Below are 13608 nucleotides of genomic sequence, written 5' to 3'. Positions count from 1 at the left end.
GTCATTTGCTGGACGTTATTAAATTTCCGGCCGGGTTGTCACTTTACGCGGTCCTATCGGCTTGATCAAACCCCGGTTGGGTGCACCCACAAGCCGTTCCAGCATCGTGTCGGCTCTTTTGATGAAACGTGATAGGGTGCCGGAGGAGCAATAATCGCGGGCATTTTTGATAGCGGCGCGAGGTAGGAATCCTTCCGATAATTGGAAAACGTCTGTTCCCACGCCTTGAAGAATGTGCAACTCACCCTCGGCGAAACGGGGTTGAGAACGGCGCTACGAATTTCCATCAATGCGGTCACGCTGCCTATCACCAAGGCCACGATCAGCCAGGCAGCGGGTTGGCGTGGACTCTCTTGGTCCATAATGGCATCGGCGACCATGACAGCGAGAATTGCGAAGGCCGGGATTGTCGCGCGCATCATAAAATCGATCGACCAACCGATTTGTATAAAAGGCGCAACAAACAGCCACACGGTTACAATACCCAGAGTAGCCGCTCCCCATCGGTCAGCTCCCCGCAGCCGGGTTAGAGCGATGAGGGGCGCCAGATAGGGAATGGTTTCAATCATCTGAATCGCGATGAAACGGGCGATGCCCACAGGGAAGGCCCGTATGCCCACGGCATCGCCCGCCGCGGACAGATACAGCAATGATGGAGCTGCTAACATCGTGCTGAGTACGGGCAGCGTAAAGTCAAGACCGGTTAATCGGTGACGCCGTAAGGTCGACGCGGCCACATAAATCGCAAAGGGCATGCTGCCTATCAAGGCAAATGGCGACCAGATCGCTGTCAAGGGTAGCAAGGTAAGGAATGGAGCAGGGGGCAGTTTGCCAGCACGCCACAACAGAAAAAGGACGGCAACGGTCCATCCCGCAAGCGCGTGTTGCGGCACCCAAAAAGCCAAAGTGACAGTGGAAGAATATTCCAGTTTTGACCAGCTTTCGAGATGGTCCACCAGTTCCCGGTGGAGAAGCCACTGCCCGACAAGGTCAAGTCCGCTAAAGAAAACGAGGATAACCAGTGCGACCCCTTTCTGCTTGCCCGTCGCAAAAAGAGTGGACCCCAAGGAAAGTATGGCAGTCAAAAGCAGCGCATTTTGCAGCAAGAGAGCCCAATCGGCGGCTCCAGCACCCCACTGCTTGTATGCCAGCGCAGGCAAAAAAAACATACCGATGGGGGCGCGTAATACGTCGGGGAAACCGCGTGCAGTATAGACAAAGGGCCACGGATTAATGGCCATGTCGCGGAGAACTGCGTCGCGAACCTGCCAATCGACGTTAGCATAGAACAGCCGACCTTCGCCACCCAGTGCAAACAAGACGAGGCTGAAGCCGAAACACCATAATATGGTCGGCAATCGGATTGGACCAGCCACGCTTCGCATCGACCGGACTATGCCCCAGCACAGTCCGATAAGCAGACCGGCGCCCACGAGCCCATTTTCGACGGAGATAATCCCGAGAAAACGCAACAAAAGCAGTTGGGAAATTCCCAACCAGGCAGTCATGAAGACCAAAATAAACGAGGAGGAAACGCTCAGGGAAGAAATGCCGCTATAGCGCCGCAGCTGCCTCAGCCCACCCGCCCTGTCGTCTTTTGATAATCCCGCACCCATGTGGACTGGATTAATACCACCACATCCGAAGATCGAGTTAATATCGTCGCTTAGGTCTTAAAGAACCGACCGGACTAATGCTTAACCCGCCCGTTCAGCCAGGACCGTCAAACCCTTTTCATTCACTTCCGCAAAGCCGCCGACAACCGGGATGTTGACCGGTTCGGCGTTAGGGGTGGCGAAGACCTGGATCGCGCCATCGCGGACGGTGGACATGAAGGGGGCGTGGCCCTCGAGCACGCCAAAGTCGCCTTCGGTGCCGGGCACGACGACCATATAGACGTCTTCGCTGCGGACCAGCTTTTCCGGGGTTACGAGTTCGAAATGCAGTGCCATGTCTCAGATCTCCGGAAGGAAGAGCGACGTCGATCCGCTGCCCCACCCCAACCCCTCCCATGAAGGGGAGGGGCTCATAAGGTGCCCCTCACGGGGCATGTATTCGTTTAAGCCGCTTCGGCTGCCAGCTTCTTGCCCTTTTCGACGGCTTCATCGATGCCGCCGACCATGTAGAAGGCGCTTTCGGGCAGGTGGTCATATTCGCCGTCGACGACCGCCTTGAAGCTCTTCACGGTGTCCTCGATCTGCACGAACTTGCCCGCGATGCCGGTGAAGACTTCCGCGACGTGGAACGGCTGGCTGAGGAAGCGCTGGATCTTGCGCGCGCGGGCGACGGTCAGCTTGTCCTCTTCGGACAGTTCATCCATACCGAGAATGGCGATGATGTCCTGCAGCGACTTATACTTCTGCAGCGTTTCCTGAACCGCACGGGCGGTTTCGTAATGCTCCTGACCGACAACGGCGGGGGAGAGAACGCGGCTGGTGGAGTCGAGCGGGTCGACCGCCGGATAGATGCCGAGTTCCGAAATCGCGCGGTTAAGCACGGTCGTCGCGTCCAAGTGAGCGAAGGACGTTGCCGGTGCCGGGTCGGTCAAGTCGTCCGCAGGAACGTAGATCGCCTGCACCGAGGTGATCGAACCCTTGTTGGTCGAGGTGATGCGTTCCTGCAGTGCGCCCATGTCGGTCGACAGGGTCGGCTGATAGCCCACGGCCGAAGGAATACGGCCGAGCAGCGCCGACACTTCCGAACCCGCCTGCGTGAAGCGGAAAATGTTGTCGACGAAGAACAGCACGTCCTGGCCTTCCTGATCGCGGAAATATTCCGCAATGGTGAGGCCGGAAAGGGCGACGCGTGCGCGGGCGCCCGGGGGTTCGTTCATCTGGCCGAACACGAGGGCCACCTTCGAACCCTCGGGGGTCGGGTTGCCGTCGGCGTCCTTGGCGATAACGCCCGCGTCCAGGAATTCGTGATAAAGGTCGTTACCCTCACGGGTCCGTTCACCCACGCCCGCGAACACCGAGGTGCCGCCATGGCCCTTAGCGATGTTGTTGATCAGTTCCTGGATGAGCACGGTCTTGCCCACGCCCGCGCCGCCGAACAAGCCGATCTTGCCGCCCTTTGCGTAGGGGGCGAGCAGGTCGATGACCTTGATGCCGGTGACGAGAATGGAGGTTTCGGTCGACTGGTCGACGAATTCCGGCGCCTTCGCGTGGATCGGCGCGCGCAGGTCGGTGCCGACCGGGCCGCGCTCGTCAATCGGCTCACCGACGACGTTGAGGATGCGTCCCAGCGTCGCGGGGCCGACGGGCACGGAAATCTGCGCGCCGGTGTCGGTCACTTCTTGACCGCGGGTCAGACCTTCGGTCGAGTCCATCGCGATGGTGCGGACGGTGTTTTCGCCCAGATGCTGCGCAACTTCCAGAACAAGGCGCTGGCCATTGTTGCTGGTTTCGAGCGCCGAGAGGATCGACGGCAGCTGGTCAGGGAAGGTCACGTCGACGACGGCGCCGATGACCTGGCTGATGCGGCCTGTGATATTGGTGGTTGCCATGACTTCGCTTCCTTGCCTGCTAGTCTCTTAGAGCGCTTCCGCGCCCGAAATGATTTCAACGAGTTCGGTGGTGATCGCGGCCTGACGGCTGCGGTTATATTCGATGGTCAGCTTGTTGATCAGGTCGCCCGCGTTGCGCGTGGCGTTGTCCATCGCGGTCATCGATGCGCCCTGTTCCGACGCGCTGTTTTCCAGCAGCGCCTTGAAGATCTGGATCGCGACGTTGCGCGGCAGCAGATCGGCGAGGATCGATTCCTCGTCGGGTTCATATTCGACAGCGGCGCCGGACGACACCGGGCTGCCCGCCGATACTGCGACCGGGATCAGCTGCGTTTCGGTCGGAATCTGCGCGAGCGCAGACTTGAACGTGCTGAAGAAGAGGTGGGCGACGTCGAATTCGCCAGCCTCGAAGCGGGCGGAGACGTCCTCGGCGATTGCTTGTGCCTGCGCGAAGCTCACATCCTTGGTCCCCGTCGTGTCGTAATGACCGACGATCATATTCGGGAAGTTGCGGCTGATGACCGCACGGCCCTTGCGGCCGATAAGGTAAAACTTGACCGTCTTGCCCTGCGCAATCAGCGCACGTGCGGTGAGGACGGCGGCTTTCACGATGTTTGCGTTGAACGCGCCCGCAAGGCCGCGATCCGAGTTCGCGACGATCAGCAGGTGCGTATCGTCCTTGCCCGTACCGGCGAGCAGCTTGGGCGAGGAGGTGCTGACAGTGATTTTGCTGGCGAGGCTGGCGACGACCGCCTCCAGGCGCTGGCCATAAGGGCGCGCGGCTTCAGCAGCGGCCTGCGCCTTGCGCAGCTTCGCGGCGGCGACCATCTGCTTGGCCTTGGTGATCTTCTGGGTCGATTTGACCGAGGTGATCCGCCCTTTGAGTTCTTTCAAACTAGCCATGTCTAACCTTTAAGTCCGTCATCCTGACGAAGGTCAGGATCTCGGGCGGGGGTGTGCCACGTCGCCGGAGATCCCAGCCTTCGCTGGGATGACGTTGTGTTACGCGAACGTCTTGCCGAAGCTGTCGAGCGCGGCCTTCAGCTTGGCCTTGGGCTCGTCGCCCAGATCCTTGCTGTCGCGGATCGCAGTGAGGACATCGGCGTGATCGGCGCGCAAATAGGCGAGCATCGCTTCCTCGTAACGGTTCACGTCGCTGACCGGGATGCTGTCGAGATAGCCGTTGGTGCCCGCGAAGATCGACGCGGTCTGTTCTTCGAACGGCAGGGGCGAGAACTGCGGCTGCTTGAGCAGCTCGGTCAGGCGCGCACCGCGGTTGAGCAGCTTCTGCGTCGAGGCGTCGAGGTCCGAACCGAACTGCGCGAAGGCCGCCATTTCGCGATACTGCGCCAGCTCCAGCTTAATCGAGCCGGACACCTTCTTCATGGCCTTCGTCTGCGCAGCAGAACCCACGCGCGACACCGAAAGACCCACGTTAATGGCGGGACGGATGCCCTGATAGAACAGGTTGGTTTCAAGGAAGATCTGGCCGTCGGTGATCGAAATCACGTTGGTCGGAATATAGGCGGACACGTCGCCTGCCTGCGTTTCGATGATCGGCAGGGCGGTCAGCGAGCCCGAGCCATTTTCCTTGTTCATCTTCGCGGCGCGTTCCAGCAGACGGCTGTGGAGATAGAACACGTCGCCCGGATAGGCTTCGCGACCCGGAGGACGACGCAGCAGCAGTGACATCTGGCGATAGGCCACGGCCTGCTTGGAAAGGTCGTCATACACGATCACGGCGTGCATGCCGTTGTCGCGGAAATATTCGCCCATCGTCACGCCGGTGTAGGGCGCCAGATATTGCAGCGGAGCGGGCTCCGAAGCGGTCGCGGCCACGACGATGGAATATTCCATCGCGCCGTTTTCTTCGAGCTGGCGCACGATCTGCGCAACCGTCGAGCGCTTCTGGCCGACCGCGACGTAGATGCAATAGAGCTTCTTGCTCTCGTCATCGCCCGCGTTCGGACCCTTTTGGTTGATGAAGGTGTCGATGGCGACGGCGGTCTTGCCGGTCTGGCGATCGCCGATGATCAGTTCGCGCTGGCCACGGCCGACGGGGACGAGCGCGTCAATGGCCTTCAGGCCGGTCTGCACGGGCTCATGGACTGAGGTGCGCGGGATGATGCCCGGCGCTTTCTTTTCCACGCGCATGCGGGCTTCGGCGACGATCGGACCCTTGCCGTCGATGGGGTTGCCCAGACCATCGACCACGCGGCCCAGCAGGCCCTTGCCGACCGGCACGTCCACGATGGTGCCGGTGCGCTTGACGGTGTCGCCTTCCTTGATCTCGCTGTCCGAGCCGAAGATCACGACGCCCACGTTGTCGGCTTCGAGGTTGAGGGCCATGCCCTTCACACCGTTGGCGAACTCGACCATTTCACCGGCCTGGACATTGTCGAGCCCGTGGATGCGGGCGATGCCGTCACCGACGCTCAGCACGGTGCCGACTTCCGACACCTGAGCTTCCGTGCCGAAATTGGCGATCTGGTCCTTGATGACCTTCGAGATTTCTGCGGCGTTGATATCCATGTTCAGCCTTTCATCGGACCCTTGCGGGTCTTCAGCCCTTCATTGCGTGGGCAAGAGTGTTCAAACGGGTGCGGATGGAGGAGTCGATCATCTGGCTGCCGATCTTGACGACCAGTCCACCGAGAATCGCGGGGTCGACCTTGAGGTCCACCGCGACGTCGCGGCCGACCCGGGTGCGGAGGCTCTTTTGCAGCGCGGTCACCTGCGTCTTGCCCAGCGGATGGGCGGAGGTCACTTCGGCGCGGGTTTCGCCCTTGTGATTCGACAGCAGGGTTTCGAACCCGCGGATCACGGCGGGAAGCTGCGACAGGCGGCGGGCCTGTGCGAGCACACCGAGGAAGTTGCCGGTCAGCGTGTCCAGCCCCATGGACGCCGCAAGCGCTGCGACAGCCTTGGTCGCGGTCTCGCGACCGATGACGGGGCTGGTGGTGAGGTTACGGAAATCATCCGATTCGGCCAATGCCGCTTTCAGCGCGGTGAGGCTTTCCGCCACCGAATCGAGTGTTTTCGTATCGCGGGCCAGTTCGAACAGCGCTAGCGCATAGCGCCCGCTGAGGCTGGCCTGAATACCGCCGGAATTCTCCACGCGCCTTATATCCTCCGGTTCGCTTGCGAGGTGTGCAAAAAGACGAGGGATAGAAGCCCACCCCCGATCGTTGCGGGCCGGTTAGCAGGGGGTGCGCTGCGATGCAAGATGGCGCGGGGATTCATTTTGCACCGGGCGGCGCGGGCGCGTCATTGCGCAGGGGGCAGGGCGCCCTTCGTGCACCGATAGACCAGTCGTTCATTAGGCTGAGATGGCAGGACAGCGCGAATTTCAGCCTGGGACTGTGCCTGCTTGGTGAGCTGCTCGGGATCCCGGGTGCATTGGCCCGCTCCGAATTTCGCGCGCAATGCCCGCGCCTTGTCCATCGTTGTCGCATCGGCGAGATAACGGTCGGTGCGGAACCCGCCGGTTTTCGGATCGAAGCGGTTGATCGAAATGGTGGCATCGTTTGCGGGAACCAGGATACGGGTCCACCCCTCGTTATCCTCAATATACTGTGCGCTGCCGTTGGCGCAGCCCTTCTCCGTCCAGCGGATCGGCACGTCCTGAGTGTCCGATACCGTGATGCGGCTGCGGCTTTCGTCGATGCGGCAGAGATTATCACCCACGCCGTCATAGGTTGCGCCGTCGCCGACGGCCGCTTCGGTCATGTTGGCGGGCAGGGCGATACGATCGTCGATGCCAGAAAAGGATGGGCGCAAGAAGAAGGCTGCGCCCGCACCCAGCAGCAGGACCGCGCCGACGGCTCCCGCCTGATTGCGGGTCTTGGTCTTGCCCTGCGTGTGGAACAGCCCGGCCGCACCCACGGCAAGTACCCCGAAGGCAAGGAGCACGGCGGCGACCGCAATGGCGTTCTCTCGGCCGGAAATGATGTCCTGCTGGGCTTCCTGCCGCGCATTCTGCATGGCCTGATCACGCTGGGCGCGGAGAGCGGCATCCTGCGCGTCCTGCTTTTCGAGCTCGTCCTGCGCGCGTTGCGCTTCCAGCGCGTCCAGCTCGGCGATGGAGCGGCAGGGGACCGTGGTGCGCTGGAACTGCACGCTCGCTTGGCGCAGGAAGGAACCGATTTCGCGGTTGGAGACCGCAAAGCCGAATTCCGCATCGGCATCGCTCTCGCCCTGCGATCCGAAGCTGTTGACGCCGAGCACCCGCCCGCAATCGTCCACCAGCGGTCCGCCGCTGTTGCCCTGCGCCATGGGGGCGGTGTGCAGCAACGTATCGAAGCTGTGCGAGGAACGGCCGGTCGAGACATTGCCGCTCGTCTTGACCGGGCTGACAGGTGCAATCATCTCGCTCAGGCTCAGCCCTTGTGCGCGGTCGACCACGCCGGGATAGCCGATGGCGGTGACATGCTGCCCGTCGGTCACGGCGCCTGCAAAGAAGGACGATACCGGCAGATTGCCCGAGGTCAGCTGGATCAGCGCCAGATCGTTCCCCGGCGAGAAGGCAATGACCTTGCCGCCGTAGCTCTTCTTTCCCTCCGAAGGGATGATACCGAGCGAGAGATTGGGTTCGGTACGCAACAGCTCGACCACATGCGCATTGGTCAGAACCTTGTCGGGCGCGACGGCAAAGCCGCTGCCATGACCGACGAAATAGCTGTCATTGCCATTACTCGCGATCAGCACCACACGCACGACGCTGCGTACGGTGGCAGCGACGTCCTGCTGTTCCGCGGACGCCGGGATAGCGAAGATCAAGGTGAGTGCGGCAAGGATGCGGGCGATCAGCGTCATGCCGCGATGTGTATGTCAGCCGCCCCAGCAGGTAAACCGGGAAACGACGGGTGCGACTTTGAACGCAAGTTCCGGGAAGCGTCGCACGCGGCGTTGCGCTAAAGGGAGGGCATGACGGATCACCCCTCCATCGATGAAGACGCGGCATGGGCCGCTTTTGCACAGCGCGACCGGTCGCAGGACGGGTGTTTTGTCATGGCGGTACGCACGACCGGTATCTATTGCCGCCCGGGTTGCCCGGCGCGTTTGCCCAAGCGAGAAAATGTAGCCTTTTACCGGAACGGGGAAGAGGCACGGGCAGCAGGCTTTCGCGCCTGCCTGCGCTGCACGCCCGATGCAACTACGCGCGACCGGGTGGCGGTGGAGCGTGCGCTGGAACTGATGGCGGGGGAGGAGGCATGGCCGCTCGACCGGCTGGCCGCAGAAGTGGGTTATGCGCCGCATCATTTTCACCGGCTGTTCCGCCGCGCCACCGGAACAACGCCCGCTAAGCATGCGCGGGCTCTGCGCGCCGGACGGCTGGCGATGGCTTTGGAAGGAGACGGACCCGTGACAGACGCCATTTACGATGCCGGCTATTCCGCCCCGAGCCGGGCCTATGATGCCGCCAACGCGCATCTGGGGATGAGTCCCGGTGCCTGGGCGAAGGGCGGACGCGGCGTGACGATCCGCTTCGCCGTAGTAGACAGCAGTCTCGGCCCGATGCTCGTCGCGGCGACGGCCAAGGGCCTGTGCCGCATCAGTTTCGACGAGGGTGAGCCGGACCTGCGCGCCAAATTTCCGCTGGCGGATATCGGGCCAGGTGATGCCGGTTTCGCGCAGCTGGTGCGCGATGTGGTTGCGCTGGTCGATGACCCGGCGCGCGCTGCCGACCTCCCTGTCGATGTGCAGGGCACGGCGTTTCAGCAGGCCGTGTGGACGGCCCTGCGCGCGATCCCCCCCGGCGAGACCCGCACCTACAGCGAGATCGCGGCGATGGTCGGACGCCCCGGCGCGGTGCGCGCGGCGGGAACGGCGTGCGGGGTTAACCATCTGGCGGTGCTGATCCCCTGCCACCGGGTGCTGCGGAGTAACGGTGGGCTGGGCGGCTATGCCTATGGTCTCGCGCGCAAGGAGCAGTTGCTGGCGCGGGAGAAGGGCCATGCCGATCGGTAACGGGTTTCGGGACTGGCTACCGTTTCGCCAGTTTCTTCTCGATCGCCTGCCACAGCTTTGCAAATTGCTGGGCGGCGGGGCTGGAGGGGGCGAACTCGCCGATCGGCTTGCGGCGCGACGCCATCTGTTCGACAGCGCTCGCCATCGGCACGACCGGCCAGGTGGGATTTTCCTCCATGGCGCTCCGGTGCAGGCTGCGGCGGCGATCGACCATCGAATAGACGGGCAGGATGGGCGGGTGTGATCCACCGCGCTGCATCAGGTAGCGTGCGACTTCGCCGAGCGCCCGCTGCGACAGGGGGGAGGGGATGACCGGCACGACGATCACATCGGCGGCGCGCAATACCTGCTCGCTAGTTTCGGTAAGGCCGGGCGGACAGTCGAGGATGATGCGGTCATAATCCTTTTCCAGCCCCTCAATCAGGCGCGCGAGCCGCTTCTTCTTGCCGAGATCGAAAAACAGCCGGTCGAGGCCGCGTAGCGAGGTATCGGCGGCGATCAGGTCGATGCCGGGAACCGTGCTGGGGCGGATCAGGGTGCGGACATCGATATCCTTGCTGAAAATCGCCTGCGCCTCGTCCCGCCCGCTCTTGTCGGCGGAAAGCATCCATGTCGCCGCCGCCTGCGGATCCAGATCCCACAGCAGGGTCCGGCGGCTGCTGTTGCGCACGGCTGCCCAGGCAAGGTTGACAGCAAAAGTGGTTTTGCCGACCCCGCCCTTCAGGCTGTAGACCGCGATGGTCGCCAATGCGTCGCCTTTGTTCATGGCGAGCAGGCTAACCCTCCTCGCACCCTTCGGGCAAGCGGCTAACGACCCGACAAGTCAGTTTGATGACAGAGGATGGGTGAAAGCTGTCCCGATTCAGAGCAGGTCGCGGACTTTGTCCTGCGGGCGGCACAGCGCGACGCCCTTGTCGGTTTGGACCAAAGGCCGCTGGATCAGGATGGGATGGTCCATCATCGCATCCAGAATCGCATCGTCGCTGACGGCAGGATCGGTCAGGCCGAGCTCCTCGGCGGGCGTACCCATCAGACGCATGCCCTCGCGCGGCGTGATACCCGCCTTGGCGTAGAGCGCTTTGAGCTGGTCGCGGCTCGGCGGGGTCTTGAGATACTCGATCACGGTCACGTCCACGCCAGGCGTTTCCTCAAGGATCGCCAGCGTCTTGCGCGATGTGCCGCAATTCGGGTTGTGCCAGATGGTCGCCTTCATGCCGTCTTGTCCTTTGTCAGCCAGACCGAAACTGTATTGCCGAGCACGGCGCCGATCAACTGCATGGCAATGAATGCGGGCGCATCGATCGGGCGGATGCCCGAGAAGCTGTCCGTCAGGGTCCGCGCGAGCGTAACTGCCGGATTGGCGAAGCTGGTCGATGATGTGAACCAGTACCCCGCGACGATCCAGCTTGCCACCAATGCGGGCAAGGCATCGGGGCGGTATGTGGCGCCCAACCGGATGGTGAGGATGAGGCCGAAGGTCGCTACCGCCTCCCCCAGCCATTCGCCGGCGGTGGCGCGCGCATGCGTGCTGGCCGCCAGCAGTGGTTCGCCGAACATCGCGTGGGCGACGATGGCCCCCGCAATCGCTCCCGCGACCTGTGCCAGGATGATCGCTGCCTTGCTGTGGCGCTTTTCGAGCAGGAGTGTGACGGCCGGATTGAACTGCGCGCCGCTGATCGGCAACAGCAGGGAGATCAGCACATACAGCACCGCGCCCGTTGCCGCCGTGTTACCGATCAGGGCCACCGCGACATTTCCGCCTGCCAGACGCTCGGCCATGATGCCGGATCCGATCACAGTGGCGACAAGGATGGCGGTGCCCAAAGCTTCCGCAACGATGATGCGCTTCATTCTGTGCTGCTCTTGCCGATGTCGTGGAGCTTGGCTTGCAACGACTGGCCTTCCAGTGCTTCGAAGGGCAGCGATACGAAAATGCTGATCCGGTTCCTGAGCATACGGTATGTGTCATAGAACGCCGCATGCACCTCCGCATCACTTCCTTCGACCGCGGCTGGATCGGGCATACCCCAATGCGCCGTCATCGGTTGGCCTGGCCAGATCGGGCAGACCTCGTTGGCGGCATTGTCACAGACGGTGAACACGAAATCCATCTTCGGTGCGCCGGGGGCGGCAAATTCGTCCCAGCTTTTGGAGCGAAATCCGCTCACATCATGGTTCAGGCTCTGGAGGACGCTGAGCGCTACCGGATGCACCGCACCTTTGGGCATGCTTCCGGCGCTGTAGGCCTGAAACTTGCCCAGTCCTTCCCGCTCAAGAATGGCTTCCGCCAATATGCTGCGCGCCGAATTTCCGGTGCACAGGAACAGCACGTTGAATTTTCCTTCAGTCGGCATGGCAGGACTCCCCCGTCGTAATTCGCGTGAAACCGCACAGGGCAGGCGCGCCCTCGCAGCAATCTTCGATCAGATAGCCGAGCAAGCCGCGCACCTGTGCGAAATTCACGGCGTAGAATATATGCCGCGACTGCCGCGTTGCGGTGACGATGTGGGCGTGTTCCAGCTGCGCCAGATGATGCGAGAGGGTCGATGGGCTGACGTCGAGCCGCTGCGCGAGGTCTCCGGCCGCCAGCCCGCCCTCGCCCGCCCGGACAAGGCAACGGAATACTTCCAGGCGTGTAGCATGAGCGAGGGCGGAAAGGGCGTTAACGACAGCTATCGATTCCATATTTCGCCAAATATCGAAATATGATACGCCATGCAAGGCCTTGCGTTCCCAAATATCAACCTTTGGGGGTGAAGCCAAAAGGGCTAGTTAGCGCTCTCGTCTCGCGCCAACCACTCTTCCAGCCACTTGATCGTATAGTCGCCGTTCTGGAATTCCGGATCGCGCAGCAGCTTCTGGTGGAGCGGGATCGTGGTCTTCATCCCCTCGATCACATATTCCTCCAGCGCGCGCTTGAGGCGCATGATGCACCCTTCACGCGTGCGGCCATAGACGATCAGCTTGCCGATCATGCTGTCGTAATAGGGCGGCACCTTGTAGCCTTGATACAGGCCGCTGTCGACGCGCACATGCATCCCGCCGGGGACGTGATAGCTCGTGACCGTGCCGGGCGACGGCGCGAAGGTCTGCGGGTCTTCGGCATTGATACGGCACTCGATCGCATGGCCGGTGAAGCGCAGATCCTCTTGCGTCACGGAGAGCGGACGGCCTTCCGCAATACGGATCTGTTCGCGGACCAGATCGACGCCAGTAATCATTTCGGTGACGGGATGCTCGACCTGGAGCCGGGTGTTCATCTCGATGAAATAGAACTCGCCATTCTCGTAAAGGAACTCGATCGTCCCTGCGCCGCGATAGCCCATGTCGGCCATCGCCTTGGCGACGACGCCGCCCATGCGATCGCGCTCCGCAGACGAGATCACGGGGGAGGGCGCCTCCTCCAGCACCTTCTGGTGGCGGCGCTGGAGCGAGCAGTCACGCTCGCCCAGGTGGATGGCATTGCCTTCGCCGTTGCCGAACACCTGAAATTCGATGTGGCGCGGATTGCCGAGATATTTTTCCATGTAGACGGTGGCGTCGCCGAACGCGGCCTTCGCCTCGCTGCCCGCCTGGCTCATGAGTGTTTCGAGCTGGCTTTCGTCCGGCACGACCTTCATGCCGCGCCCGCCGCCGCCCGAGGCCGCCTTGATGAGCACCGGATAGCCGATCTGCGCCGCGATGGTCTTGGCTTCGGCAAGATCGCTGATCGCGCCGTCCGATCCGGGCACCAGCGGCAGGCCGAGCGCGCCCGCAGTGCGCTTCGCCTCCACCTTGTCGCCCATGATGCGGATATGCTCGGGCTTGGGGCCGACGAAGATGATGCCGTGCGCCTCGACGATCTCGGCGAACTGCGCGTTTTCCGACAGGAAGCCATAGCCGGGGTGGATCGCGTCGGCGCCGGAAATCTCTGCCGCCGAGATGATGTTGGCGATGTTGAGATAGCTGTCGCGCGCCGCCGGAGGCCCGATGCAGATCGCTTCGTCGGCCAGGCGCACATGCATGGCGTCGGCGTCGGCGGTGGAATGGACCGCCACCGTCTTGATGCCCATTTCATGGCACGCGCGGTGGATGCGCAGGGCGATTTCGCCGCGGTTGGCGATCAGCAGCTTTTCAATCGACATGGGCTAAGC

General features: G+C 62.4%; 14 protein-coding genes. 1 reads left to right on the top strand and 13 read right to left on the bottom strand.

The window, feature by feature from the left end; genetic code table 11:
- Positions 1–65: 65 nt before the first annotated feature.
- From FHS92_RS06525 to FHS92_RS06495, 7 genes are all read right to left on the bottom strand, one after another.
- Positions 66–1616, bottom strand: coding sequence for a hypothetical protein (locus tag FHS92_RS06525; RefSeq protein ID WP_246351781.1), 1551 nt, complete (start codon positions 1614–1616; stop codon positions 66–68).
- An 81-nt stretch (positions 1617–1697) separates the two neighbouring features.
- Positions 1698–1952 carry an ATP synthase F1 subunit epsilon gene (locus FHS92_RS06520; protein WP_184078555.1) on the bottom strand — a complete coding sequence of 85 codons (255 nt, stop codon included), beginning with the start codon at positions 1950–1952 and terminating at the stop codon, positions 1698–1700.
- A gap of 107 nt (positions 1953–2059) precedes the next feature.
- Positions 2060–3505: a F0F1 ATP synthase subunit beta gene (atpD, locus tag FHS92_RS06515; RefSeq protein WP_184078553.1), complete on the bottom strand. Its 1446-nt coding sequence runs from the start codon at positions 3503–3505 to the stop codon at positions 2060–2062.
- 27 nt (positions 3506–3532) lie between these two features.
- Complete coding sequence (locus FHS92_RS06510) at positions 3533–4408, bottom strand: F0F1 ATP synthase subunit gamma (RefSeq protein WP_184078551.1); 876 nt, start codon at positions 4406–4408, stop codon at positions 3533–3535.
- A 99-nt stretch (positions 4409–4507) separates the two neighbouring features.
- On the bottom strand, positions 4508–6037 hold the full coding sequence (gene atpA, locus FHS92_RS06505) for a F0F1 ATP synthase subunit alpha (RefSeq protein ID WP_184078549.1): 1530 nt from the start codon (positions 6035–6037) through the stop codon (positions 4508–4510).
- A gap of 31 nt (positions 6038–6068) precedes the next feature.
- Complete coding sequence (locus FHS92_RS06500; protein ID WP_184078547.1) at positions 6069–6623, bottom strand: F0F1 ATP synthase subunit delta; 555 nt, start codon at positions 6621–6623, stop codon at positions 6069–6071.
- 149 nt (positions 6624–6772) lie between these two features.
- Entirely contained in the window at positions 6773–8320 is a 1548-nt protein-coding gene (locus FHS92_RS06495; protein WP_184078545.1) for a S1C family serine protease, read from the bottom strand.
- Positions 8321–8431: 111 nt separating this feature from the next.
- Between FHS92_RS06495 and ada the strand changes: the two genes are divergently transcribed.
- On the top strand, positions 8432–9475 hold the full coding sequence (ada, locus tag FHS92_RS06490; protein WP_184078543.1) for a bifunctional DNA-binding transcriptional regulator/O6-methylguanine-DNA methyltransferase Ada: 1044 nt from the start codon (positions 8432–8434) through the stop codon (positions 9473–9475).
- 16 nt (positions 9476–9491) lie between these two features.
- On the opposite strand, the gene FHS92_RS06485 is transcribed toward ada, so the two are convergent.
- The 6 genes from FHS92_RS06485 to accC all read right to left on the bottom strand — a co-directional run bounded on the left by FHS92_RS06485 (position 9492) and on the right by accC (position 13599).
- Positions 9492–10241 (bottom strand): ParA family protein, encoded by a 750-nt coding sequence (locus tag FHS92_RS06485; RefSeq protein WP_184078541.1) that lies wholly within the window; start codon positions 10239–10241, stop codon positions 9492–9494.
- A 96-nt stretch (positions 10242–10337) separates the two neighbouring features.
- Complete coding sequence (gene arsC, locus FHS92_RS06480; RefSeq protein ID WP_184078540.1) at positions 10338–10688, bottom strand: arsenate reductase (glutaredoxin); 351 nt, start codon at positions 10686–10688, stop codon at positions 10338–10340.
- Positions 10685–11326 (bottom strand): aquaporin, encoded by a 642-nt coding sequence (locus FHS92_RS06475; RefSeq protein ID WP_184078538.1) that lies wholly within the window; start codon positions 11324–11326, stop codon positions 10685–10687. Before FHS92_RS06475 ends, arsC begins: the two co-directional genes overlap by 4 nt.
- Complete coding sequence (locus FHS92_RS06470; protein WP_184078536.1) at positions 11323–11829, bottom strand: arsenate reductase ArsC; 507 nt, start codon at positions 11827–11829, stop codon at positions 11323–11325. The genes FHS92_RS06475 and FHS92_RS06470 overlap by 4 nt, the downstream gene beginning before the upstream one ends.
- Positions 11819–12160 (bottom strand): ArsR/SmtB family transcription factor, encoded by a 342-nt coding sequence (locus tag FHS92_RS06465; RefSeq protein ID WP_184078534.1) that lies wholly within the window; start codon positions 12158–12160, stop codon positions 11819–11821. Before FHS92_RS06465 ends, FHS92_RS06470 begins: the two co-directional genes overlap by 11 nt.
- A gap of 83 nt (positions 12161–12243) precedes the next feature.
- Positions 12244–13599, bottom strand: a complete 1356-nt coding sequence (gene accC / locus FHS92_RS06460) for an acetyl-CoA carboxylase biotin carboxylase subunit (protein WP_184078532.1) — start codon at positions 13597–13599, stop codon at positions 12244–12246.
- Positions 13600–13608 lie beyond the last annotated feature (9 nt).

The sequence above is a fragment of the Sphingobium subterraneum genome, assembly GCF_014199435.1.
Taxonomy (GTDB): domain Bacteria; phylum Pseudomonadota; class Alphaproteobacteria; order Sphingomonadales; family Sphingomonadaceae; genus Sphingobium; species Sphingobium subterraneum.
The sequence above is the reverse complement of the archived record's forward strand: the minus strand, read 5'-3'. Positions and strand labels throughout refer to the sequence as shown.

Bases quoted from the DNA above. Each gene is read 5' to 3' on its own strand.
- FHS92_RS06485 (WP_184078541.1), bottom strand. From the start codon at position 10,241: ATGAACAAAGGCGACGCATTGGCGACCATCGCGGTCTACAGCCTGAAG.
- FHS92_RS06465 (WP_184078534.1), bottom strand. From the start codon at position 12,160: ATGGAATCGATAGCTGTCGTTAACGCCCTTTCCGCCCTCGCTCATGCT.
- accC (WP_184078532.1), bottom strand. From the start codon at position 13,599: ATGTCGATTGAAAAGCTGCTGATCGCCAACCGCGGCGAAATCGCCCTG.
- FHS92_RS06470 (WP_184078536.1), bottom strand. From the start codon at position 11,829: ATGCCGACTGAAGGAAAATTCAACGTGCTGTTCCTGTGCACCGGAAAT.
- FHS92_RS06495 (WP_184078545.1), bottom strand. From the start codon at position 8,320: ATGACGCTGATCGCCCGCATCCTTGCCGCACTCACCTTGATCTTCGCT.
- FHS92_RS06510 (WP_184078551.1), bottom strand. From the start codon at position 4,408: ATGGCTAGTTTGAAAGAACTCAAAGGGCGGATCACCTCGGTCAAATCG.
- ada (WP_184078543.1), top strand. From the start codon at position 8,432: ATGACGGATCACCCCTCCATCGATGAAGACGCGGCATGGGCCGCTTTT.
- FHS92_RS06475 (WP_184078538.1), bottom strand. From the start codon at position 11,326: ATGAAGCGCATCATCGTTGCGGAAGCTTTGGGCACCGCCATCCTTGTC.
- atpA (WP_184078549.1), bottom strand. From the start codon at position 6,037: ATGGATATCAACGCCGCAGAAATCTCGAAGGTCATCAAGGACCAGATC.
- atpD (WP_184078553.1), bottom strand. From the start codon at position 3,505: ATGGCAACCACCAATATCACAGGCCGCATCAGCCAGGTCATCGGCGCC.
- arsC (WP_184078540.1), bottom strand. From the start codon at position 10,688: ATGAAGGCGACCATCTGGCACAACCCGAATTGCGGCACATCGCGCAAG.
- FHS92_RS06525 (WP_246351781.1), bottom strand. From the start codon at position 1,616: ATGGGTGCGGGATTATCAAAAGACGACAGGGCGGGTGGGCTGAGGCAG.
- FHS92_RS06520 (WP_184078555.1), bottom strand. From the start codon at position 1,952: ATGGCACTGCATTTCGAACTCGTAACCCCGGAAAAGCTGGTCCGCAGC.